The organism is Fortiea contorta PCC 7126, assembly GCF_000332295.1.
Taxonomy (GTDB): Bacteria; Cyanobacteriota; Cyanobacteriia; order Cyanobacteriales; family Nostocaceae; genus Fortiea; species Fortiea contorta.
In genome coordinates this window covers 3,239,174-3,262,297 of record NZ_KB235930.1, presented here as the reverse complement: position 1 = coordinate 3,262,297, position 23,124 = coordinate 3,239,174, and the positions used below count along the sequence as shown (strand labels likewise).

16 protein-coding genes and 2 pseudogenes are annotated in these 23,124 nt (G+C 40.8%); 10 read left to right on the top strand and 8 right to left on the bottom strand.

The window, feature by feature from the left end:
- The first annotated feature begins 162 nt into the window (after positions 1 to 162).
- Entirely contained in the window at positions 163 to 1,446 is a 1,284-nt protein-coding gene (locus MIC7126_RS0115020; protein WP_026100280.1) for a hypothetical protein, read from the top strand.
- Between the two features lie 69 nt (positions 1,447 to 1,515).
- Here MIC7126_RS0115020 and MIC7126_RS0115015 read toward each other — a convergent pair whose 3' ends face one another.
- A complete protein-coding gene (locus tag MIC7126_RS0115015; protein ID WP_017653978.1) occupies positions 1,516 to 3,021 on the bottom strand; it encodes an aldehyde dehydrogenase family protein in 1,506 nt (501 codons plus the stop codon).
- A gap of 409 nt (positions 3,022 to 3,430) precedes the next feature.
- Here MIC7126_RS0115015 and MIC7126_RS0115010 point away from each other — a divergent pair, with 409 nt between their 5' ends.
- Positions 3,431 to 3,877, top strand: a complete 447-nt coding sequence (locus MIC7126_RS0115010; RefSeq protein ID WP_026100279.1) for a DUF2267 domain-containing protein — start codon at positions 3,431 to 3,433, stop codon at positions 3,875 to 3,877.
- A gap of 450 nt (positions 3,878 to 4,327) precedes the next feature.
- Here MIC7126_RS0115010 and MIC7126_RS27655 read toward each other — a convergent pair whose 3' ends face one another.
- On the bottom strand, positions 4,328 to 5,602 hold the full coding sequence (locus MIC7126_RS27655; protein ID WP_081603034.1) for an ATP-binding protein: 1,275 nt from the start codon (positions 5,600 to 5,602) through the stop codon (positions 4,328 to 4,330).
- Positions 5,603 to 5,952: 350 nt separating this feature from the next.
- Here MIC7126_RS27655 and MIC7126_RS0114995 point away from each other — a divergent pair, with 350 nt between their 5' ends.
- The 4 genes from MIC7126_RS0114995 (at position 5,953) to MIC7126_RS0114980 (ending at position 13,113) form a co-directional block, all read left to right on the top strand.
- Positions 5,953 to 8,484, top strand: coding sequence for a P-loop NTPase family protein (locus MIC7126_RS0114995; protein ID WP_026100278.1), 2,532 nt, complete (start codon positions 5,953 to 5,955; stop codon positions 8,482 to 8,484).
- A 95-nt stretch (positions 8,485 to 8,579) separates the two neighbouring features.
- Positions 8,580 to 11,525 (top strand): acetate and sugar kinases/Hsc70/actin family protein, encoded by a 2,946-nt coding sequence (locus MIC7126_RS0114990; protein WP_017653973.1) that lies wholly within the window; start codon positions 8,580 to 8,582, stop codon positions 11,523 to 11,525.
- A gap of 138 nt (positions 11,526 to 11,663) precedes the next feature.
- Positions 11,664 to 12,752, top strand: coding sequence for a hypothetical protein (locus MIC7126_RS0114985; RefSeq protein ID WP_017653972.1), 1,089 nt, complete (start codon positions 11,664 to 11,666; stop codon positions 12,750 to 12,752).
- 139 nt (positions 12,753 to 12,891) lie between these two features.
- The gene (locus tag MIC7126_RS0114980; RefSeq protein WP_017653971.1) at positions 12,892 to 13,113 is read left to right on the top strand and encodes a DUF4327 family protein; all 222 of its coding nucleotides are present in this window, start codon (positions 12,892 to 12,894) and stop codon (positions 13,111 to 13,113) included.
- 138 nt (positions 13,114 to 13,251) lie between these two features.
- On the opposite strand, the gene MIC7126_RS0114975 is transcribed toward MIC7126_RS0114980, so the two are convergent.
- The 3 genes and pseudogenes from MIC7126_RS0114975 to nrdJ (MIC7126_RS27645) form a co-directional block, all read right to left on the bottom strand.
- Positions 13,252 to 13,470: a ssl0294 family protein gene (locus MIC7126_RS0114975; RefSeq protein WP_017653970.1), complete on the bottom strand. Its 219-nt coding sequence runs from the start codon at positions 13,468 to 13,470 to the stop codon at positions 13,252 to 13,254.
- Positions 13,471 to 13,584: 114 nt separating this feature from the next.
- Positions 13,585 to 14,655: pseudogene (nrdJ, locus tag MIC7126_RS27650) on the bottom strand (ribonucleoside-triphosphate reductase, adenosylcobalamin-dependent); the annotation flags it as partial.
- 317 nt (positions 14,656 to 14,972) lie between these two features.
- Positions 14,973 to 16,202: pseudogene (nrdJ, locus tag MIC7126_RS27645) on the bottom strand (ribonucleoside-triphosphate reductase, adenosylcobalamin-dependent); the annotation flags it as partial.
- A 147-nt stretch (positions 16,203 to 16,349) separates the two neighbouring features.
- Here nrdJ (MIC7126_RS27645) and MIC7126_RS0114965 point away from each other — a divergent pair.
- Positions 16,350 to 16,934 carry an Npun_F5749 family FMN-dependent PPOX-type flavoprotein gene (locus tag MIC7126_RS0114965; protein WP_017653969.1) on the top strand — a complete coding sequence of 195 codons (585 nt, stop codon included), beginning with the start codon at positions 16,350 to 16,352 and terminating at the stop codon, positions 16,932 to 16,934.
- A gap of 179 nt (positions 16,935 to 17,113) precedes the next feature.
- Here MIC7126_RS0114965 and cysE read toward each other — a convergent pair whose 3' ends face one another.
- A complete protein-coding gene (cysE, locus tag MIC7126_RS0114960; protein WP_017653968.1) occupies positions 17,114 to 17,878 on the bottom strand; it encodes a serine O-acetyltransferase in 765 nt (254 codons plus the stop codon).
- A 178-nt stretch (positions 17,879 to 18,056) separates the two neighbouring features.
- Here cysE and MIC7126_RS0114955 point away from each other — a divergent pair, with 178 nt between their 5' ends.
- Together MIC7126_RS0114955 and MIC7126_RS0114950 are read left to right on the top strand one after the other, a co-directional pair.
- A complete protein-coding gene (locus MIC7126_RS0114955; protein ID WP_017653967.1) occupies positions 18,057 to 18,893 on the top strand; it encodes an alpha/beta fold hydrolase in 837 nt (278 codons plus the stop codon).
- A 73-nt stretch (positions 18,894 to 18,966) separates the two neighbouring features.
- A complete protein-coding gene (locus MIC7126_RS0114950) occupies positions 18,967 to 20,607 on the top strand; it encodes a serine/threonine protein kinase (protein WP_017653966.1) in 1,641 nt (546 codons plus the stop codon).
- Positions 20,608 to 20,679: 72 nt separating this feature from the next.
- On the opposite strand, the gene MIC7126_RS0114945 is transcribed toward MIC7126_RS0114950, so the two are convergent.
- Both MIC7126_RS0114945 and MIC7126_RS32440 read right to left on the bottom strand, forming a co-directional pair.
- A complete protein-coding gene (locus tag MIC7126_RS0114945; protein ID WP_017653965.1) occupies positions 20,680 to 21,699 on the bottom strand; it encodes an aldo/keto reductase in 1,020 nt (339 codons plus the stop codon).
- 56 nt (positions 21,700 to 21,755) lie between these two features.
- Positions 21,756 to 21,974: a hypothetical protein gene (locus tag MIC7126_RS32440; RefSeq protein ID WP_017653964.1), complete on the bottom strand. Its 219-nt coding sequence runs from the start codon at positions 21,972 to 21,974 to the stop codon at positions 21,756 to 21,758.
- A 291-nt stretch (positions 21,975 to 22,265) separates the two neighbouring features.
- Between MIC7126_RS32440 and MIC7126_RS0114935 the strand changes: the two genes are divergently transcribed.
- Complete coding sequence (locus tag MIC7126_RS0114935) at positions 22,266 to 23,066, top strand: GumC domain-containing protein (protein WP_017653963.1); 801 nt, start codon at positions 22,266 to 22,268, stop codon at positions 23,064 to 23,066.
- Positions 23,067 to 23,124: the final 58 nt, after the last annotated feature.

The window sequence follows — 23,124 nt, the reverse complement described above, 5'->3', positions numbered from 1 at the left end:
CTTCATACTTCATACTTCAGCCTTGTTGTACTAGGTTTTGAGCAATTATTCAATGTTGGGAATGTTTAATTTTGTACATAATTGGAACATTATTTTACTAATATTCTTCAAACACTGAAGCATGTACAATTACTATCTGATAGTAGCAATTTTTTTGAGTTTATGCATATGCAATTTTCCCCAAAGTTTCGCTTCATAGCAGGTATTGCTACCTTATCATTTGTGAGTTTAGGTGTGGGACATCTATATACTCAGTCAAAAAATCAACAACAGCAATTAACTTTCAATCAACAAGCAGCCGCTATCTTACCTACAACTCAAACTTCTCTTGCTGGAAATTTGCTCAATTCTCCTGTTTCCACTGCGAAAGCGCCTAATATTTTCAGTCAACAAGTTCCTCCTGGGTCTACACCTTATCGAGTTATTGATGAGTGGAAAAAATATAAATTTAGTGTCAGTGGTAGTCAAGTTTTTTCTCAAGGAAAGCTTCCGTCGGCGAAAGTTAATTTTAATCACAAGGATTTATTAACTGTGCTGGTGAATACGAGAAAGTATTTCCAAGATTATGCTCAGGAAGACCCAGATATCATGAGCGCTGGGATTTTGGCTAGTCAAGGAGTAACGGTTGCAGATGTGTTGAAAACCTTGGATTTTATGATTAGCGTTTTGCAGGAAGATATTGCTAAAAACCGCGCTACTCGCTTACAAGACCCGAATTTTATTAACAACAATTTTCGAGTGATTAAATGGTCTGCGTATAATCCCGAAACTCCCAATCAAAAGAGATTGCGACTTACTAAATATGCTGTCTTTACTCATCCAGGCTCTCGTCAGAAAACCTCTGCTTATAATATACCAATTTACAGCTTGAAAGATAATTTAGCTAACGATAAGTTCTACACTAAATATACCAAGCAAGATGTGCTGTCAGGTATTTATGAACCTAATGGTAAAGAATTTGGTAAAGTTGAACCTCTAGCTTATCTAACTCGTCAAGGTTTGGAAGAAGCGCTAATGGAAGGAACCATCTTGATTAATTTCACTGATGGGACTCAGGCATTTTTTAATGTGGATAGAAATAATGGCATGTCTTATATCCGAGGACTAAAGGCTACAGCACAAAAGCGTTATTGGTATTTTAAACAAGTTGATGCCATTAAGGGTTATGGATATAAGATAGATGCCAAAATTTCGATTAAACCGGGAGTAACTTTTGCTGGGGATGTTTTGAATATTGGTTTAGGAAAATTGATTGTGCTTGAGCATAATCAAGGTGGAAGAAAACAATTAAGAATGGGAATTATTGCTGATACTGGTGGAGCTTTTTTACCTAATCTGCATCAACTGGATTTTTTGGCGGGAATTTTTCAGGATAAGCGAGATTTTGGACAGTATATTCAACAATTACCAGAGTATGCTAACGCTTATGTTTTGGTGAAGAAATAAGTAAGTTGGTGAGAAAAATTAAACATTAAAAATTCAAAGTTTGTGGAGCCGAAGCCCCACAAATATCGTTCACTGCTGTTCCGTGCGGTTATCTATTTGGGCGCGTTGTAGATGACCAGAAAAGTCTACGTAGACACTCTTCCATTCAGTGAACACATCTAAGGCTGTGGTTCCGGCTTCGCGGTGTCCGTTACCGGTGTTTTTCACACCTCCGAAGGGTAAATGGACTTCGGCGCCGATGGTGGGGCCGTTGATGTAGGTGATTCCAGCTTCAATGTCGCGTATGGCAGCAAATGCGCGGTTGATGTCGCGGGTGTAAACTGAGGAAGAAAGACCGTAGTTAGTGTTGTTCAAAACTGCGATCGCATCTTCAAAAGAGTTAACCTCAATTAGCGCGACTACAGGCCCAAATATCTCTTCTTGCGCCACGCGCATGTCAGGAGTAACGTTATCTAAAATAGTTGGTTGAAAAAAGTAACCGTTTTTGAGTGCGCCCTCATTGGCAATTTTGCCACCAATTAACACCTTTGCTCCTTCTTCACGGGCAATATCTAAATAATTATTCACCCGTTGTAGCTGGTTAGCATTGACTAACGGCCCAATATCTGTATTTGGGTCTGTGCCGGCGCCGAGGCGTAACTTGCTGGTACGCTCGTAAAGCATGGCGGTAAATTTTTCCTTGATGTCGTGATGTAAAATCAAGCGACTGGTAGCTGTACACCTTTGACCGGTTGTACCGAAGGCTCCCCAAATAGCCCCATCTAATGCTAGTTCTAAGTCGGCATCTTCCATCACGACTTGGGCATTTTTGCCACCCATTTCTAAACAAACGCGCTTGTGAGTGCGTCCGCAAGTGGCGCCGACAAAAGCTCCAGTTTCTGAGGAGCCGGTAAAGGAGACTAAATCTACGTCGGGATGTTCGACTAGAGCTTTACCTGCTTCTTCACCCACACCATGCACCAAGTTAATCACGCCTGGGGGTAAACCTGCAGCGGCAAAAATTTCGATTAATTTAGTTGCACAAGCGGGGGTATCTTCGGCGGGTTTGAGGATGACTGTGTTACCGCACACTAAAGCCGGCATGGCTTTCCAACAAGGTATGGCTATGGGAAAATTCCAAGGTGTGATTAAGGCACAAACACCTACAGGTGTCCGCACGGTCATCGCAAATTTGTTAGGCATTTCTGAGGGTGTAGTCTGTCCAAATAATCTCCGCCCCTCCCCTGCGCTATAAAAGGCGCAGTCAATACCTTCTTGCACATCGCCCCTAGTTTCAGTTAGGGGTTTACCCATTTCTCGGCTCATTAATTGAGCAAGTTCCTCTTTGTGCTGCAATAAAAGTTCTCCCACGCGGAACACATATTCGGCTCTGGCTGGGGCGGGAACTTTTCGCCAACTACGGTAGGCTTGGCGAGCCGCAGCTACTGCTAAATTAACGTCGTCGGCTGTAGAGCGGGGAAAGGTAGCTACAATTTCCGTGAAGCAAGCGGGGTTAGAGCTTTCTAGGGTGCTTCCCCCAACAGCACTTAGCCATTGACCATCTATATAATTACGACAGGTGAGCGGAGTTGTCATTTTCCAGACCTCCTCTTAACGATGCACGGGAACTTTTGCCCTCAGTTTGCCTTGGTTTAGAGGTTGCCGTCAAGTGGCAAATAATGGGAAAAACGCGGTTTTCGCTAATAGACTTCTTGCAGAAGTCGGGAACAAGGAACAGGAAACACTCTATTTATTCATTAGGGCTTACTCCTTTGGTGGGAAGGAGAGTAGTTTTTAGCTGTGTAGGATGGGACGAGGGGCTGTATCAATTTGTAATTCGTAATTTCTATAGGACTTAGGTAACAAGTGTCATAATTTTCTCGGAAGTTGTTCAGAGTCAAGTGTCTAAAAAATTCTGACTCTGGAAAATCTATGTGCTCTGTGCGTAAGTCCTGTAAGAAAATCAGAATTCTCTCAGCCTTGTGGTCTATTTAGAGGTTTGATGATGACAACGACGGGACTAGATATTTTTGATGCTACTGTCCAAAAGACAATTCCTTGGGTGAACGATTTAGCGCGTGAGCTGGGATGGGATAATAAGCATCAAGTTTTTCAGGGTTTGCGGGCGACGTTACACGCATTGCGCGATCGCTTAACTGTACCAGAAGCTGCCCATTTGGGTGCACAATTGCCTATACTCCTAGGGGGGTTCTATTATGAAGATTGGCGACCTGGTGCAACCCCTACTAAGGAGCGCCATAAAGAAGAATTTTTGAACCATATCCGTGATTATTTCCGGAATATTAACCCTGATGTTGATGCGGAATATCTCGTGCGGGCTGTTTTTAAAATCTTGGCTCAACGGGTTTCCAGAGGTGAGATTGAAGAGGTTATTAACATGATGCCACCTGCTTTGCAGGAACTTTGGCCGGAGACGGCACGTACGCATTAACAATTAAGTAAAATAATCTCCCGTTTCCGTAGTCCACTGTTTGATTAGAGCGATCGCTGTTGAGCATCTTGTGGCAACATCAGTATAAACTAGGTAGCCCCTAACTACCTGTAAATTTCAGGTGGTTAGGGGATTCAAATGTTGCAGCAAAAAGTGAATTAGTATTCAGTTAACAGCTTTTAGGTTAAAATTTCAATAATAATTGGTTAAGCTTTTTTAAAGTAAATATTAAGTAAGCATGAAGACGCACAAGGAATCCCAGCTGCAAATCGCCAGAATGCCTAGTGTGAAAGAGTTATTGTGGTTTGCGTAAATTTATTAATTTCTTACTCACTAATATTCCCACAGCAACTAGGTTTGCTGTGAGAGGGTTTTCCCCCCTCATACTATTTGCGGCTATCTTTGGTATTGGGAATTCGGCTCTAACTTTCGCCCCATTCTGGTTGAGAGTTATAAACATAAGGGGATGGTAATGACGAATTCTGCACCTTGTCCTGGTGTGGAAATACACTCTAGCTGACCGTGGTGTTTCTCGACAATAATCTGATAGCCAATTGATAGACCCAAGCCAGTACCTCTACCTACAGGCTTAGTGGTGAAGAAGGGGTCAAAAAGGCGATCGCGTATTTCTTGATTTATCCCTGGCCCATTATCAGCTATGCGAATCGTTACGCGATTGTCTTGCAAAATAGTACGGATAAAAATTTGAGGATTATTAGTGATTATACCATCACTACTCAATCCTACCAAAGCATCGATAGCATTATTTAACAAATTCATAAACACCTGATTCATCTTCCCGGCGTCACAAACTACCTTGGGGAGATTACCGTATTCTTTAATTACTTGAATTTGCGGATGTCCAGACTGGGAATTGAGGCGATGTTGCAAAAGCTGTAAACTACTTTCGATACCTTCATGAATATTTACCCGTTTCATCCCTTCTTCATCCACGCGAGAAAAGTTGCGTAGAGATAGAACAGTTTGGCGAATGCGTTCAGCGCCATTATTCATGGAGTCTAAAATTTTTGGTAAATCTTGACGCGCAAAAGCTAAATCTACTTTAGCCGTTGGCGCTTGACTGGCTGGTAATGGTGGGTAGTATTGTTCATAAACTTCTAGTAATCCTAATAATTCTTGGACATATTGTTTAGCATGACTAATGTTAGCGTAGATAAAATTAATCGGATTATTGATTTCATGAGCAATCCCTGCAACTAATTGTCCCAAACTTGACATTTTTTCTGTTTGAATTAGTTGTGATTGGTGCTGCTGGAGTTCGTTTAAGGCTTTTTCTAGTTGTTGTGTTTTTTCTTGAGTGATAGCTGGTTCAAGAACAATATTTTGGTTAGTTTTATCAAGTTTACAAACATAAACCATAACTTGCCATCTGGGCAATGGTAAGATTCTAACTTCGTATTTAGCTTTACCTACGGGTAATTTTAAAGAATATTCAAAACTGATTAATGATTGAGTTTGTAAAACTTGAGCGACTATTTCTGCGAAGCGTTTTCTGACATTCAACGGTAAAAAACCTGGAAATTGTTTTCCTAAGAAGAATGCTGATAAAACTTCTTTTTTTTGTTTACCTCCTGGTTGATAATCTAAGATTTTTCCGTGAGTGTCTATGCGAAAATAAACATCATTAAATACTTGGGAAATAGCTGTTGGTTCTAAATTTATGGTGTGTCCTGGTTTGCTGTGACAATAATTGCTTTTCATCATCTTGCATATATTATATTTAAGTATTCAGTTTGATTTATCACTTTGCTAAAAAGATATCCACTACGTATACAAAAACCTTCCCTACCTTTTTGCACAGATATATTAGTTAATGAGCAGCAATCAAATTGTTTTTTATTCTCTGTTAAATTTTTAATTAAGCAGTGGTAAATCTACTGAACGCTTAATTCATATATACCTTTGAGATATCAGGAATATTTTCTGTATTGATTGAAAGCGGTGGAAAACCCATCCCAAAAGTGGGTGGAGTTTTCATGTTGTGGCGTCCCGGCACAAGCGATCGCATTTTTTGTGCTATAAAGCTCACAGAAATTGAACTCATGGGGAAAACTATGGAAATAGAAAACCTGGAGCGGTTACAAAAATACGCTGAATTTATCCTCCAGAAAATCGACTCAGTACCCCAATCCCTATCAGAACAAGAAGATTGGATACCAGCAAGCCTCGATCAATGCTTAGTAAATTTACGGGAAGCTGCACAAAAAACTGTAGAACTTGCTACCTCACCAGTGAAAATCGGCGTCATGGGAGAGTTTAGCAGTGGTAAAACTTTACTTTTAGGTAGCCTCATCGGCTATGGAGACGCTTTACCAGTCAGCGAAAACCCGACTACAGGGAACGTAACTGCAATTCATATTGTTCCCCAAGATACCTTTGCTACAACACAATTAAGTAATTTTACTATAGATTATCTCGATGATGAAGAGGTGGAAGAATGTTTAGGCTTTATGTTAGCAGAAGCCAACCGCCGGACAATCGCTGCTGGACTTCCCCCAGCGCTACTTTCTAAACTCAAATCAGGAAAAGATATTCTCAATTGGTGTGAGGAAACATGGAATAGTAGTAAAAATTTAGAGTTGCGTTATTTGCTCAGAGAGTTAATATTATTTGTTCGAGCTAATCAATCTTATGGAGAAGCAATGTGTGGTGGGCATTATCAAATTGATGCTACCACTGCTCGTGAAGGGTTGCAATTAGCTGAACAACCGATGGCTATCCAAACTCTCAGTTTTAAAGATTTACCACCAGCCCATATTCGCCTACCTAGTCCACCCCAACAATTATCCACAAAGTTATTACAAAATAGTTTTCCTTTGATTCGTCGTGTCGATATTGAAGTGAAAATATCGCGGGAAATTTGGGATGTGTCTGGTGCGACTGAATTTATTTTGTTGGATTTTCCAGGATTGGGTGCTGCGAATTCAGGAGCGAGAGATACGTTTTTATCACTGCGAGAATTAGCAGAAGTTCAGACAATTTTAGTGCTGCTAAATGGTAAATCACCGGGTAGCGATCGCGCTAACAAAATCTTTACCATGATGCAGCAACAACGACCAGGACAAGACCTCAAGGATTTAATTTTAGTGGGTGTAGGTCGTTTCGATCAATTACCTTTAGATAGTGAAGGCGGCGAAAGAGAACTTGATCAATTAATTGCGGATACTGCTAATAATAGCTTACATATAAATAGCGTCTTCTCCAAGCTCAAAGTTCTGCAAACTACTATTGATACTGCAAGTGCATTTACTAGCCAAAAAGACAGAATTCTTTTGCTATCGCCCCTCTTAGGATTAGCCGATTTAGCTAAACGCTCCAGTACAATTAAAGCAGGAACACCAGAGTTTTTAGCTAATTTAGAATATCCCAATTATCTAGACCAGTCTCAGCGATTGCAAGAAAAATGGGGACAGTTAAGCGAAAAATTGTTAGCGACAGACCCCAGGAATTATTTAGGTAAACAACTGAGTTACTTTGCTCAGGATGGAAGTATCGCCAAGTTGCGAGAATTGATTGAAAGTCATGTAGCAACTCATGGACTGAAGCAACTATATACAGATACTCAAAGAGCGGCTGAAGCAGTGCGTCAAGAACAAAACAATCTCAAAAATATGCTCACAGAAATTCATGAGCAAGGGATACAAACGAGAGAAAATACAGCTTTAATTGACTTGCGATCAGCTATCGAAAATTTAGATAAAACCTACCGAGATTTTCTCAAAAATTTAACCCAAGAACCTCTGAAAGACCGCAAGGGTGTGAGTGTGAGTGATGTAGTTAAAGAAGAGTTAACTTATAGAATTATCAATTGGCATCAGTGGACTTTGTTATTCAATAAAATCAATAATGGAGTGATAGCGATCGCTGAATCCAAAGGTGCGGCGGGTAAGTTATTTGAGCGAGGAAATAGAGCTAATAATACCCTCCCTACCAAAAGCGATGATTTTTATCCAGCCTTTGCTAAAACCGTCAAAGAATTAGAAGAATTTGCCCGCGATCGCATTCAGCAAGCTGTGGTAGATTGGTTAACTAAATTATCTCATCAAGTAGCTACAGAACGCGATTATTTAAAAGGTATTCTTAGTCCAGAACAAGAACAAGATATCGAAGCAAAATTTGGTGTTGAAGAAGCTGATCTATTTTATAAACTGCTCTTGGGATGCGATCCGCTGCAATGGAAAGATGCCATAATTACCGAAATTAATAGCCAAGAAAAAACCATCGCCCCAGAAGTGATATTTCCCCTAGCGCGCCAAGACGATAAACACAACATTGGTCAAATTTTTGATTGGGCGCCAGAGCGAAATCAAGGTATATCTAAATCAGCTAATCATCAAATGTTCGTATTGCGGCTGCGAGATGAAATTACAGCCAGCGCCAGTCTCCATCTTGTGCAATATGTGAGCGAAATTAATCAACAAGTTAATTTGGAATTAGAGGGAATTTTAGATCAAATTATTCCCAGTTTGCAAAATATTTCTAAAAAAGAAAGCTTGTTGAGGTTTATTGCAGATGGAGATTTAACAGGTGAAGCAGCTATTCCTACTTGGTTGGAAATATTAGCTGAAGTTACTGATATTGTTTGAGTTGCTATAAATGATATTACGCATCTCGAATTAACACAAATAACAACCCTCATTAGTTATCTTTATTGCGCCGCTCTATTTAGGAATATACTGTGATGAACCCTTTTCAATTGCAAAATCATACTGATAAACAAACTACAGAAAAACCACAAAAAAGGTTTCCGGGATGGTTCGCTTTAGATTTTGGTACTTCTAATTCGACAGTGACACTCTTCGATCCAATTGAAGTTCCAATTGCGGAGATTCTCCCCAGGGAACAGGAATTAAGATTACGCGAACGCTTGGGAAAATGGCTCAGTTCTCCAGTTGAGGAAGCCTTACCAGATGTAAGTGAGAGTGATTGGGAAAAGTTCCTAGCCGATATCAGCAAAAATTTGCAGATAGAACCGAATCAGTTAAGTGAGATTTTTGAAAGCGATAATCGAGAAAAGTTTTTAGAAACCATTCGCCAAATTGAACTGTGTTTAGGTAATAGCGATCGCTTTCGTCGCGCCGTCAGCAAAAAACTCTATCAAATCTATCATGAAGTGTTCCGCGTCCCCACCTTGGAATCACAAAATTTAATTCCTGTAGTTTTAGATATTGATCGGCGTCACACAGAAATTAAGAGTGAGTTAGAAATCGCTCAAATTCCCAACTTACAATTACGCATGGGTAGAGAAGCTAGCGATAACCGCAAAAAAGCGATCGCTCAAGGAACCAGCAGTTCTTTAAAGGAAATTATCAGCAGATTTCACCATTCACCTAAACGATACTTTGGTCAAGATAAGTCTTTCCCCATAATTTTAGAAGGTAAAGAAACCACCATTAATGTTAACGAATTAATTCAAGCTGCTTGGGGACATTTAATTGAGTTAACCGAAGATTATCGCCAACGCGCTAGACGGAGATTTTCTGAAGGTGATTTTCTCACAGCAGTAGTGACATATCCTACCGTCGCTCCACCGCTTGTGCGGAAACAAGTCAAAGAACTAGTGCAACAATTAGGAATTGACGACGTACAAACTGCTTATGATGAGGCTGTTTCTGTAGCTATATTTTTTCTGTGGCGCGAATTTGGTGGAAATCTCAATATCGGAATTGAATCTTTCAAAACCCGTTGTCATCAAGATGGGAATAAATGGTTACAAAATGTTTTAGTTTTAGATATTGGGGGTGGTACTACCGACTTAGCTTTAATTGAATTAACCCTAGAAGATAAAACTCCTTTCTTCGCTGACAATGAAGATAGAGGTTTAGGAGGAAGATACTATAAACTGACACCGAAACTATTAGGTTCCTCCGGACATTTACAGCTAGGAGGAGAATTAATTACCTTGCGAATTTTTAAACTTTTAAAAGTAGCGATCGCCGATGCTCTCCTCACAGCAGTTACCACAGGTAACTTAGCCAGCGATAAACTAGAAGACTTAATTAATTCTGAATTAAACGAGCGGTTTCTTGAACAAGGAAAATTCAAAACACGTAGTATTTTCAAATGTTTAGATAAAGAAAATCCTGAAGGAGATGCTGCTTACAAAGATGCTTTAGATACCGCTGAGAAAGTGTTACCTACCCGTTGGCAACAAGCCCCCCAGCGTCTACAAACATTTTATACCTTGTGGGAACACGCCGAAGCAGCCAAACTCAAACTCGGACAAAAAGCACCAGCAACTTTCACCCTTTCTGAACAGCAAATATCCGAACTGCTGACCCAAAGTGCTATTAAATACCAAATGCGAGACAGCAGTACAATTAACGTCACCCTTGATAGCGAACAATTTGAACGAGCCGCTACCTCAGCCACCAGAGAAGCAATTGGTATCGCTAAAGGCTTAATGGAAAGTCGCCTACTTAATACTACGCAAAAAGTTGACTGGTTAATTTTATCCGGTAAAACCTGTAATCTCGACCTCGTACAACAGCAAATCTATCAAGAATTTAGCAAATCTCCATATTTCGTCTGGAATCCCGAACGCATTACCTTTGTTCTGGAATTTACCAAACTAGCCACCTCTGCTGGCGCCTGCTATGCTGAAAAGTTGCGAAGACTCAGATTCGACCCTGAAGAATCTAAAGGATTGCTGCGTAAAGGTGCTAACCAGCTAGAAATTAACGTCAAAAACCTATTCTATTATTTGCCCTGCAACTTCAAACGCAAAACCCAAAGTAACGAACTATTATCCATATTTAAAGCCGGACAAGAACTTCATCAAATCGCTCCTTGGGAAAACATAGCCAAAGTGCGTACTGCATGGCAAGGGATACAATTAACTAACATTATATATCGCCAAGATTACGAAGATGGAGACTTAAGATTGTGGGGGAGCTTCGACGGTAAAACCCTCATGGAAAAACTGGGAATGGAAGAAGCTGAGTTTCTAAAAAAAATCAAAATTCAATTTGAAATTGACCAAACCCTACAATTTAGTGTCTTACTTTCTCAAGGAAATCCCCACTACTTAATAGATGTTTCTGGAATTGATATCGGTTCAGCAATATCTGCAGTTGCTGAAAATTCTCCCCTATTCACCAACGAGCAATTAAAGTGGAATATCGCCATTGAACGCCCCCATCAAGACTTAAATGATGGTGATATCGCCATCAACGTGATTGAATCTGCAACCGTTGATCAACCAGATGCATATCATTTAGTTTTTGCAGCAGATAATACACACCAATCAGCCCTACAACAGTTCCACTATCTTCTTGATGGTTCGCCCCAACCCGAAACCGGACTAATTAGTAATCCCTTACCTCCCTTCCCCCAAAATAGTCAACACACCTTCTATGTTTATCAAACTGATATGACAACCAATACCAAAAAATGGATCCGAATTGGTGCTCTTAATAAACCAGAAATTACCACAGATTATCCTTGTCAATATCGCGTCAGCCTTGACAACAAAGGTATCCTACGAATGCACGCAGGTGAAGTCCCCTACTGGACATCAAATAATCCAGAATCTCTCAAACAACCGGGGTGCGTTTTTCGGGCTGAACTAGAATTACAACCCAATGAAGTTGATAAAGAACGCGACCCTTTTTGCGGGATACATTAGACATATTTGCAAATGTAGAGAAGTTGTTTTGCAACATCTCTACAAAAAATTCTAAAAATATCTACTAAAAACATCACTTGATCCTAATTATCTAAGCTGAAATTACAAATTATAAAAGCAAATCTCAAGGTAAAATTCATGCAGCATTTACGTCAGCTATTAGAAATACAAAACTCAGAATTAGCCAAATTATTGAAATATAGCCTACACGGACTAGAAGCTGCTCTCACTCAAGCGCGAACAGCATCACCAACAGATCCCGGTGCGAAAATCTGCGATCAAATCCTACAAGAATTGCATCAAATTTTACAACCAACCTCCCTTGCGCCCACAAATCATCGCCAAGAATTAAAACTCAATCACTTGCGAACTGCTTTCGATTCAGACCCAGAACTGAGCTTGTATTTGGGAAATTCCTCACTACAAAGCCAGACAGACTCAAATTTATGGAATGAAGTTCAACGCAAATTGCTACGAGTGCCAGAAGATACAGCTATATTGTGGCGTAACCGAGCCTTGGAACTAGCTCAAGCTGCTGGCGCCATTGAAAATCAAACTCATGTCCACCCCTTACCATTCATCCGAGATGAATTAATTTACCCTGGACTCAGTGGTACTATTCAAGCTCCGGGTTTGTGTTTATCACGACAAGCTCTCTTAGATGCAGAAATTTTCTCCACTCGCGCATCTGAAGATTTAAATTTATTAGCTGGATTTCTACTTTTGTGGATCAAGTTAATTGAAATTGACCCCGATTTACACCATACCTTAAAAAGTGTTTTTAGCTTCGATGTCATGGCGCTACATTCCCAACCAGAGCAAAAAACTCAGTATATCGATGCTTTTATTAACCGCTTTTGGCGTGTCCAAAAAGCTGATGAAAATGCTGACCCATTGTTAACTTTGCGCGCCTGGATTGACATAGATGAAGCAATACATTCTTTGGTATTTATACCACCGGCTGAACGCTATTCTTGGTGGGGTAAATTGCAGCAAGAATCACGGCGAATCTTGAAAAAAGTAGCTGATAGAGCAATAAGTTTTGATAACAATGTGCGGATTCGTCAACTATCAGGGCTTTACGCTGATATTTGCCACTTAACTAAAGATGATTTGCAACTAGATTGCGGTGGTACACCAGGGGAAGTGCTGACTTGTATTCGCGTCTATTCACAAATTAATCAAGAAGAGTTACCAGGACGCGTACTATTTCGTTCCCTCCGCTAGAAGTGTGCCCAAAACAGCAGCAAGCGTCACATTTTTTATTATTTATAGTTTCTTGCCAATTTTTTGATAAGTTTAAACTATAGCTCAAATATTAATTTTTCCCAGTCTTGTTCCTTGTTGGAAAGGGAGGTAGCTAGCGATGGATACTGTTGTTCAATATGATATTGAGGTGATTAAAGAAGAGGTGCGACAATTACTCAAAAAAGGACTGATTAGCCGCCAACAACCCATTTATTCTCTGTTTAAATACATTTGTGACCGGGATTGGGAATCTTTTGAGCTTGAGTTAGAAAATCGTGAGTTTTTACTCAGAGATAGAATTATTGATTTATTAGGTCGTGAGGACTGGGATCAAGATTAAAGTGACATAAATAGGGCGGCGCAAATCAAGTTAACTAGTGGTGTTCTCATTTTTTATTTGTGTAGCCCTATGTAGAAAAAATTCCCCCCAAATAAATAGAGACGCTGCAATGCAACGCCTCTATTTGTGTGATAAAAATTAATCAATGGAAATCTGCTGAGGCCCAGAAGATTTACCGTTCTGTGCTTCATTAAAGAGGCTGTTGTAACTAGTTGTTTTTAGATTTTTGTCCAGCCAGCTTTTAACAGGATCATCCGCTAGACTGAGGCGAAAAACACCGGAGAATAACCCACCCAAGAATGAGGCTGGGTGTTGGGTAAATTCTTTGAATATTGGCGACAATTCATTAAGAAACATATGAGAGACTCCTAGCGCTACCGCAAAGCATGACTACTTAATTAATCGTAACTTGAAAAACAAGAGTTGGTGAGATTCCCAACTTCTGCAAAAAGTCGGGAATTTAACTGCTTGTTAATTTGGCGGTTGTTCGGGAAACATACATTTATCGGAATCGCATCCAGCCGGGCCAGCTTCTGCTAATTCACCTAAATCATAGCGGCTGAGAACTGCACAAAAATCATCTGTTTTCCGTCGAGCTTTCACCTCTTGAACTAAGCGTTCATAGGTGTGTTTATCTATTGGTTCAAACGGTAAACGTGGGAATGATTGCAAATCATCAAACCGCGCGAGTAACGCCGCTGAAATATAACCTTCGTCATTTTGAATCGATTCATAAATGCGTTGACCTAGAGGTTCTATTTCATCAGAACGTAACTCTAAAGTAGCAGAAGTGTTGTGAGTTACATACCAACGCTGCACCTGAAGCACAAAATCTAATTGAGCTAAAACAGAGAACTGAGAAACATCAATTTGATCAGCACCAGGAACGTCCGCCCAAGGTACTGCAACGGGGATTTCTACTAACCATTCACTGACTCTAGGATCAAAGGGATCATTTAACAGATTTCCTTGTTCATCTTTGTCAGATTGAGAAGGAATGACATTGTAACCATAGTCAATACAAGCCAGAGCTACAGGGTCATTTTTGCCGAAGGTAATGCGGCGAATAAATCTTTGGGCTTTGGGGGGGTGCCATCCAGAACTGGCGCCGGTGAGCAGCGCTTTAGTACCGCTTGGTTGGACTGTGGTACAGCGATTGGGGCGTTTAAAATTATGGCGATCGCAATAATCCCAAACTACTCGATGTACAATATCTTTCCAATAGCTAAGATATTTCTCTTCCTCTTTTTTAAATGCTAATCCTTGGGAAGTCGCAGGTCTTCCCGCTTCCCACCAGCGCAACCACTCCACACCAAAAGCATGGACAAAGAAATCAAATAAACCTGTGAAAGAAACCCCCACAATTGGGTCTAATTCACGGCTTTTTTGATAGCGTGGTTCGAGGAATTTATGATGTAAAAGTGCGGCTACAGATAGCGCTCCTGCAGTGAAAGCTGCTTCTTGTTCTTGATAGTTATGTGGGTCAATTTGATTAAGATGAACCTCAGACAAATTACAGTGAAAATTGCTACCAATAATTTCCATTTTTGTTACCCTAGAAGCTTTTTATCCTCTAGTTCTACGAGTTCCTAATTCCCCGTAGATCCGACTATATTTTCTACTAAATATTAAAAATAAAATTAGTAGCCGGAGACTCGTGGAGCCGTTTTTAAAAACGAGGGCAAAACCCAGATTTTATTCTTTTTACAATTCAAAGTAAATTGGAAATTATGAATTGTGAAAAGGTTCACTCTCTAGTCTGTACGGTGTCAAAGATGCTTTAATTTCTTTGATTACCTCGGTATTCCCAATCGCAGGGTTCACCGATTTTCTCCGGTGTTTAACGTGAGGCAAAATTACTTACCACACGGGTTCAATCCATACCGTTGCAAACGATGTTCTAATTCATCAGCCTCAAGATTGGGATAGCGTTCTTGCAACCATTGTTTTGCTGTCCCCTGAGTATAAGCCTTCAAGAAATCAACTTTCAATGCTTGTGTTTGCAGTAAATCAAGGTTGGCTCTAGCGACAGCTTCACCAGCCCATTGAATCGCGCCTTCGCCACTGTAATATTGCTTACGAACGGCATCAACACATTCTTCTAATGTGGGCTTGCGGTGAAAAACTCTGGTATGATTTGCCATTCTCAAGGCGTCACGTTCAGGATCAATTCGCCAGTTGCCTTTTGCGTCTTGTTGCCATAAATTATCTTTGGCAGTGGCGGCTAATTGATCATCAGCAATAAATTGACGCATCCCCGCGCTTCTCCGGATATTGCCTGCAACAATTGTCACAGCAGCTTGGTCGATTAACAAACAGCATTCAACAGAATTTAACTTTCTACCTAAAGCTTTATTGAGAATGGCGGCACAATTTTCATAAAGTATCGGCAATTTCACAGGATTAGCCACGCCACCAAAACCGTTCAAGGTTTCGCCTGCTTGGCGGACATCACTGATATCAACTGTTACTTGTACATCACCTGTAAATCTTTCATCTGTGGAGAGTTCTAACAGCGTTTGATAGGACTTTACCCAACCTTCGCGGCTGTCTCCAACAAAGATAGTAACGTTATTTCCCTCTATATTCGTTTGTGTATATTCACGACGTAGTTCTTTTGTTGTGTTGCCAATTTTACCTGCAACGGTGACATGGAGATGATTGCGAATCGGCGGTAGCTGGTTAATATGCTGTGGTTCGAGGATCGCTCCCGTACCGCAGCCCATCATCGCTAAATCCATCATCAATCCGAAGGCGCTCCAATCTTGGAGATTGGTAGAGGTGCAGTTATAAGCCCCGGAAAAGTTTTTCGGCTTGGCTATCCAATCTGTACCGCCAACCCATAACCAGCGTCCACTGGGTAGGGCTTTTAAGTTGCGTTGCATTTGTTCTAGGATCGCTGCTTCTTGGGGGTTGAGCTTTCCCAGTTCGATGAGTCCTTGGAGGGTGCGTGAGCACACCTCGTCCCATGTTTCCCTCAACCCTGCGGGCGTACGGCGACTATAGGTTCTAAAAAATACGGGATTGGCAGCGGGGGCAGTTTTGGGAAAATTTGCATCCTGACGTTTTCTTTCAAGCTCTCTAACCATAAGTCTAATTAATCTAATTCTTCTTGCTTCTTTTGTTGCTTACCAACAGATTAAGACTATACGCCAAGTCCATCCTCGATGGAAGCTTGCCAAAAGAGACAACTTACCCTTACTCTACGACTGTAATCACTGCAACGGAAAATCAAAATGTCTCTTGCACCTTGGCGAAGTGCGATCGCCCATGCTCTCCATCGCCACCGCTCTCTGGCTTACGCCCGTTATCTACAACTGGCGACAGTGCGCGCAGATGGTTATCCGGCAAATCGGACATTAGTCTTTCGCGGTTTTTTAGAAGATAGTAACCAATTAAAATTCGTTACTGATGCCCGTAGCGAGAAAGCCGATCAGATACAGCAACAACCCAAAGCAGAAATTTGCTGGTATTTCCCCAACACGCGGGAACAATTCCGGCTCACTGGTCATTTAACACTAGTCCGCAATGATAATTCCTCACCGGCTCTGCAGCCAGCCCGCATCACCAGTTGGCAAGAACTGAGTGACGCGGCGCGTCTACAATTTGCTTGGCCTGATCCTGGTAAACCGAGAATTGAAGACAAAGCAGCTTTTCAACCACCATCACCCAATCCTAGCGAACCACCGCCTAATTTTTGCTTATTGCTACTTGACCCCATACAAGTAGATCATTTAGAACTACGCGGCGAACCACAAAACCGCCGACTTTATCAGCGCAACGAAAATCAAGAATGGTTTTGCCAAGAAATTAATCCTTAGGAAGGATGAAGTCTGAAGGATGAAGTCTGAAGGATGAAGTCTGAAGGATGAAGTCTGAAGTCTGTAGACCCCTGCAAGGCGGCTTGCCGCAGGCTATGATGAAATTGCGCCACCCATAAAAGGATTGATACCTCTTACTTTCATACTTGATACTTCATACTTCAGCCTTCTTGTACTAGCTATATCCCCGCACCATCCAAAAATTCTTGAATGGCTTTATCTCTGAGATAACAAACAGAGCCATCCTTTGGTAATTCATTTTTTTGACAGACTAAACTACCTGCCAAAGCGGGGGTTTTTGTTGATGAATAGGATTGTTGGAGAGTTTGTATTTGTTGTTCTAGAAATTCAATTCTGTCAACCAAGGCGCGGATGACTTCGGCTTCGGAATCTGGTAAATTACTATGTTCCAGGGGAGCAACCCTGACGCCAGAGCGGTAGATGATGCGACCAGGGACACCCACGACAGTGCAACTGGAAGGTACATCCCTCAAGACAACAGATCCAGCACCAATGCGGACATTGTTCCCAATTTGAATATTGCCTAAAACTTTAGCACCAGCACCAACGACAACGTTTTCACCTAAAGTAGGATGGCGCTTACCAGTTTCTTTGCCAGTACCACCGAGGGTAACACCTTGATAAATCAGCGCATAGTCACCAACGATCGCAGTTTCGCCAATGACTACACCCATACCGTGGTCAATAAATACACTTTGTCCAATAACGGCGCCTGGGTGAATTTCGATGCCGGTGAAAAACCTAGCTAGGTGCGAAATCAGACGCGGAATTAAAGGTATACCGATGCGATGCAACCAGTGAGCCAGCCGATGAGATGCCAAGGCTTGCAAACCGGGGTAACAAAATAAAACCTCCAACCAGTTACGAGCAGCTGGGTCACGGTCAAATATGATACGAAAGTCAGCACGCAGTGTAGATAGCACGGGATAGCAGCCTCGGAAAGCACAACAAGCTACTATCTCATATTACCGTTGCGGGTGTGATCTCAATCAAGACGGAATTAGGAAGAAGCGGTTTTCCATCAAATCTTCTAGAAAGCAAAGGAATTTTCGCAGTACCATATAAGCGCAAAGCAATATCTCCACAGATGGATGTGCGACGATGCCTTTACGTCAAACCCTTGCCAAGTCTGATATCCAGCTGTCTTATTGGGAGTGGAATCAAGGAAAAGAACCCTTGCTGCTATTACACGGTTTAGGCGACCATGCTTTAGTTTGGTCTAGTTTTGCAGATGATTTGTCTGCAGATTATCACATCATCGCCCCAGATATGCGCGGTCATGGCGACAGCAGCAAGCCTGACAAAGATTATAGTTTTGCCAGTGCGATCGCTGATTTGGAAGCACTGATGGCTCACGTGGGATGGTCTAGTGCTCATATTGTCAGCCACTCTTGGACGGGTAAATTAGCAGCTATTTGGGCTAGAGAAAATCCCCAATGCTTGCGGAGTATGACTTTGGTTGATCCCATCTTCATTTGGAAATTTCCCGGTATCTTTCAAGCCACATTTCCGCTGTTGTATCGTGTTTTGCCTTTTCTCAAAAGCATGGGGCCCTTCACCAGTTATGAAGCAGCCGTAGAGCAAGCCCGTAATTCCAGCCAATATCAAGGCTGGACTCCCCTACATCAGCAAGTTTTTCAAGCCGGAATTGAGCAAAAACCTGATGGTCGCTGGGGAAGCAAATTAGCCGTTGCTGCTCGTGACGGAATTTTTGCCGAAGTGATGCGGGTTGCTGGTTTAACAATTCCTATTGACATTCCTACGCTGTTTGTGCAACCAGAAAGAGGCGTCAATCGCCAAAATTGGCAACTTAAACCCTACAAAACCTACCTGAAAAATTTAACCATCTGCCAAGTTCCTGGTAATCATTGGCCGTTTTTAGCCCAACCAGAAACATTTAACCAAACAGTAAAAGCTTTCCTAGAACAAAATAGGTGAATGATTCTGATTAATATGAGGGGGCTAAGGACTAGGGTGCGTACCTCAATATTAAGAATTATGAAATAGTATCATGAGCCTTTGTATTAATCCCGTTTGTCCTCAACCGCAGCAATCGGATGATGATGAAAACCGATTCTGTGCAGGTTGTGGTTCGCAATTGTTATTGCAAGGGCGCTATCGAGTAGTGCGCTTGTTGAGCGAAAGTACTGGCTTTAGTCAAGTCTATGAAATCCGCGATCAAGACACACTAAAAATCCTCAAAGTTCTGAGAGAGGATTTAGCCAAAGACACAAAAGCCGTAGAACTATTTCAGCAAGAAGCAAGTATCCTGAAACAACTAAATCATCCTGGTATTCCTCAAGTAGATGAATACTTTCAATATCAAACTAGAAATGATTTGATATTGCACTGTATTGTCATGGAAAAAATCAATGGAATTGATTTAGAAAAATGGTTACAACAGCAAGAAAATCAGCCCATTTCTCAAGCCCAAGCTATAAATTGGTTGAGACAATTAGTTGAAATTTTAAATTTATTACATAGCCAACAATACTTGCATCGAGATATTAAACCTGCTAACATCATGCTGAGATTTCCCGTTGTTGAGCAAGATAAAGGAAATCTCGTATTAATTGACTTTGGTACAGCCAGCGAAATCACGACCGATAAAACGCCAATTATGTCATCTGGCTATAGTGCTGTAGAGCAAATGAGTGGTGAAGCCACACCGCAATCAGATTTCTATGCTTTAGGACGCACCTTTGTATTTCTATTAACAGGATATCATCCCTTAGATATGTATGATATTCAACAAAACGTCTTGCAATGGCGCGATCGCGCTCCTCATATTTCTCCGTCGCTATTGAATTTAATTGATTGGTTAATGACGCCACAAATAGACAAACGCCCGATAAATGCCCAAGAAATTTTACAGCGATTAGAAGCAATTACACAACAGTTAACACCACAGCCAGAAACTGCACAATTAACGCCAAAAAACCCGAGAAAAAAACTACCACTGCTGGCTTTATTAGCAGCACTAGTGGCGTCATTGGGATTAATTGTGGTATTAGGATTAATCATGCGATCGCTTAATTTTAATCCAGCCATTAATTCCGCACAAACACCACAAAAAAAAGGACAAATTGATTATTTTACCTATGCAACAGGACAAGACAATCAAGGGAGAACAGCCGAATTTAATATAGCCATTTTATCAGGCGAATATCAATGGCTTGCAGGTAGCAACTTTCAAATTAAAAATAACGATAAAATTATTAGTCTTGACCTACTAAAATTAAACTTAGAACAAGAAAACATACAAACAATCATAGAAGAACCAACCGAGATAATCTCCGTTGGAACAGCTTCCTGTGGAGGTAAAATCAAAACTGCACAACGCCGCGCCCTAGAACGTGCTCAACAAACACAAATTTTAGCCAAAAAACTATTTAAAAACACAGCCACAGTTCAAAATTATCGCTTATTAAACCTCGGTCAATTCCAGCGCAAAGACTGTCAACCAAACCAAAACTATACAACATATCAAACCAGCGTAATTATCATCGGCGTCAGAAACAAAACTCCAGGCGTAATTTTAGATCAAGCCTTAAAAAATAGATTAGAAAAAAATCCCTTCGCCGACTTCAAACCACGAGATTATTCTCTAGGTTCTCCAGCCAAATTTAAAACCATACCCAGCAATATCTAATCCTACTTTACTAGACTTGTAGGTGGTTTACTTTTCCCTATTCCCTGTTCCCTGTTCCCTGTTCCCTTTCATTCACCGACGATATTCATCACCACAATCACCAATTAACTCATACAAATCTCGTGACTGACCAGATACCGTTTCTATCAAATTTAAATCTTCAGAACTCAAAGCAAAACTAAACACTTGAGAATTGTCAGCTAAATGCTCAGATATCCCCAGTCTCGCACCCACAATTACACCACCCACAGCAGGCTGATCTAAAATATATCTGACTGCAACATTAGCAATACTAACTGCATATCGATCAGCAATTTGTTTGAGAACAGAAAGCAAATCTTGAAATAATCGCCAACCACCCCAAGCATCAATCATCTGCTTATATTTTCGCAAGCTAACGGTAGCTAAATTTAACCCTCGTGGTTCGGATTTTCCTAAATACTTTTCTGATAATAGACCACCACAAACAGTCCCATAAGTAAATAGTTTAATCTCATGTTGTTGACAAAACTTGCTCATATTTACTTCTGGACGACGATCAACTAAAGAAAATTGCACTTGATTAGACACTATCTTGATCCCTGATTCCACAATAATTTGCAGATGTTCTGTATCAAAATTAGTCAAAGCCAAATGTTTAATCTTACCTTCAGTTTGCAGTTCTCCCATATATTTGAGAGCATCCAGGTAATTTTTATCCTGGTATTCCCACCAGTGAAATTGCATTAAATCTAATGAATCCACATCCATCCTTTTCAGGGAGATATTAATATTATCCTCAACTATTTTCTTAGTCATTTTCCCAGGACGAGGTACCCATTTAGTGAAGGCTTGTAAGTTAGATAAAGCCGCCTGTCCACGGGTCGCAACTAGTTGACGACGAAACTCACCAATTAAATCTTCAGCAGGGCCGTAATGGTCTGCTAAATCCCAAGTTGTAAAACCTGCATCTACATATTTAAACATAGTTTCGATAGCAGTTTTAGCATCGATGCGTCCATGACCACCGGATACTTGCCACATACCATTTAAAACTCGGCAAATGTTTAAGTCGGAAGTAAATTGTAGGCGACTAGCTGTTGGTAGATTCATAATTATGCGGGTAATAATTGATTATAAATAACAAAATAAACCAGCCAAAATTAATACTATAAAGATTCAAAATCTGATGTAAATCCTGGCAAATTTGCACACTCTTGCTGAAAATCTTCAGCATCGTTCACATCATCAATTTTATATGCCATGATGCGAGTTCCGTCAGGCATTTTTTGAGAGGAGATACAATCATACTTTGCTGCTAGCGTTTTAAACGCAGTTGCGTTGATCTTCCATGCTGCTTCCGAACAAGTGATATTTACTCGCCACATAATAAAATTTTAATGATTGCCAGTAAAAAATTATCATCTCACAAATAGGGTACTGCAGCCAAGACAGGAAATCTTTACGCCTAGTCTTCTCAAAGGGAGAACCTCCACACGGAGATGGCTTACCTTGGCGTGAAACAAAAGATATTCGTGGAATAAATCTGCTAAATATGTCGAATAGAATTTGCAAATTCTATCTCAAGGAAGTACCTAACCCAACCAAGCAATACCACAATAAGAATAGAGCATGATGTCTCTAATTTCTCCAAACTAACTAAATCCCCAGAGTTAAAAATGGCAGGCAATATCAAAGAGCAAATTCAAGCTGATTTACAGCAAGCCAAAGAAACTGGACAGTTAAGAACTGACAGAATTCGAGAAATTGTCAAAGCTGCAGTTTCGCAAGTAGCGTCTGAGTTTAAAGAGGGTTCTATTGAACTGCGCGCCCTCGTTAAAGATGCTGTTTCTGCTGTCATTGAAAATTTTCAAGAAAAGGGCGGCGAACTTAAAGATGAGGTGACAGCTTCAATTGAAGGCGCAATAGAAGGTGTGAATAGCAAAAGACATGAAGCTATTATTAAAACTCAGTCAGAATTGAAAAAACTACAGGCTCAATTAGACAGCGAAGAACAAAAACTGCAGCAAGATGTTGAAGTAATCTTGGCTGAAGTTGAAGAAACAGGTAAACAAAACTCAGCTAGTACTCAAACTGCGGTTGATTCCGCAGTTAACGCCATTAAAAATAGTGAGGAAGTGGCTTTGTTACAAAAACGCTACGCTCAACTTCAAGCCCAACTAGCTATTGTCAGAGCGAACTTAGCCGCTCGTTATGGCGGACGTTCTCAAGAAGTGCAAGAATATTTAGACGAAGCGAAAAACTGGTATGATCAGGCGCGTCCCCAAGCGGAAACACTGGCTGCACAAGTAGAGCAAAAGAGATCACAGTTAGAAGATAAGCTGGGTGAAGCCGGAATAGCGATCGCTAAAAAAGAACTCCAAATTAAACAAACTTTACGGGAGTTATTACTAGCTGCTGCTGATTTATTCAAAGATAAGGAACCTGCTAGCAAAGATAATCAATTGACTAAAAAATAAATCGATTATCTTTAGTTAAATATGGCGTAGAGACGGGAAATTTCCCGTCTCTATATTA

What these genes read in the sequence shown, in the direction of transcription:
- MIC7126_RS0114965 (WP_017653969.1), top strand. Translation starts at nt 16,350, where the DNA reads ATGTCTCTTGCACCTTGGCGAAGTGCGATCGCCCATGCTCTCCATCGC.
- MIC7126_RS32440 (WP_017653964.1), bottom strand. Translation starts at nt 21,974, where the DNA reads ATGTGGCGAGTAAATATCACTTGTTCGGAAGCAGCATGGAAGATCAAC.
- MIC7126_RS0115020 (WP_026100280.1), top strand. Translation starts at nt 163, where the DNA reads ATGCATATGCAATTTTCCCCAAAGTTTCGCTTCATAGCAGGTATTGCT.
- MIC7126_RS0114995 (WP_026100278.1), top strand. Translation starts at nt 5,953, where the DNA reads ATGGAAATAGAAAACCTGGAGCGGTTACAAAAATACGCTGAATTTATC.
- MIC7126_RS0114990 (WP_017653973.1), top strand. Translation starts at nt 8,580, where the DNA reads ATGAACCCTTTTCAATTGCAAAATCATACTGATAAACAAACTACAGAA.
- MIC7126_RS0114955 (WP_017653967.1), top strand. Translation starts at nt 18,057, where the DNA reads ATGCCTTTACGTCAAACCCTTGCCAAGTCTGATATCCAGCTGTCTTAT.
- MIC7126_RS0114945 (WP_017653965.1), bottom strand. Translation starts at nt 21,699, where the DNA reads ATGAATCTACCAACAGCTAGTCGCCTACAATTTACTTCCGACTTAAAC.
- MIC7126_RS0114985 (WP_017653972.1), top strand. Translation starts at nt 11,664, where the DNA reads ATGCAGCATTTACGTCAGCTATTAGAAATACAAAACTCAGAATTAGCC.
- MIC7126_RS0114980 (WP_017653971.1), top strand. Translation starts at nt 12,892, where the DNA reads ATGGATACTGTTGTTCAATATGATATTGAGGTGATTAAAGAAGAGGTG.
- MIC7126_RS0115010 (WP_026100279.1), top strand. Translation starts at nt 3,431, where the DNA reads ATGACAACGACGGGACTAGATATTTTTGATGCTACTGTCCAAAAGACA.
- MIC7126_RS0114975 (WP_017653970.1), bottom strand. Translation starts at nt 13,470, where the DNA reads ATGTTTCTTAATGAATTGTCGCCAATATTCAAAGAATTTACCCAACAC.
- MIC7126_RS27655 (WP_081603034.1), bottom strand. Translation starts at nt 5,602, where the DNA reads ATGATGAAAAGCAATTATTGTCACAGCAAACCAGGACACACCATAAAT.
- MIC7126_RS0114950 (WP_017653966.1), top strand. Translation starts at nt 18,967, where the DNA reads ATGAGCCTTTGTATTAATCCCGTTTGTCCTCAACCGCAGCAATCGGAT.
- MIC7126_RS0114935 (WP_017653963.1), top strand. Translation starts at nt 22,266, where the DNA reads ATGGCAGGCAATATCAAAGAGCAAATTCAAGCTGATTTACAGCAAGCC.
- MIC7126_RS0115015 (WP_017653978.1), bottom strand. Translation starts at nt 3,021, where the DNA reads ATGACAACTCCGCTCACCTGTCGTAATTATATAGATGGTCAATGGCTA.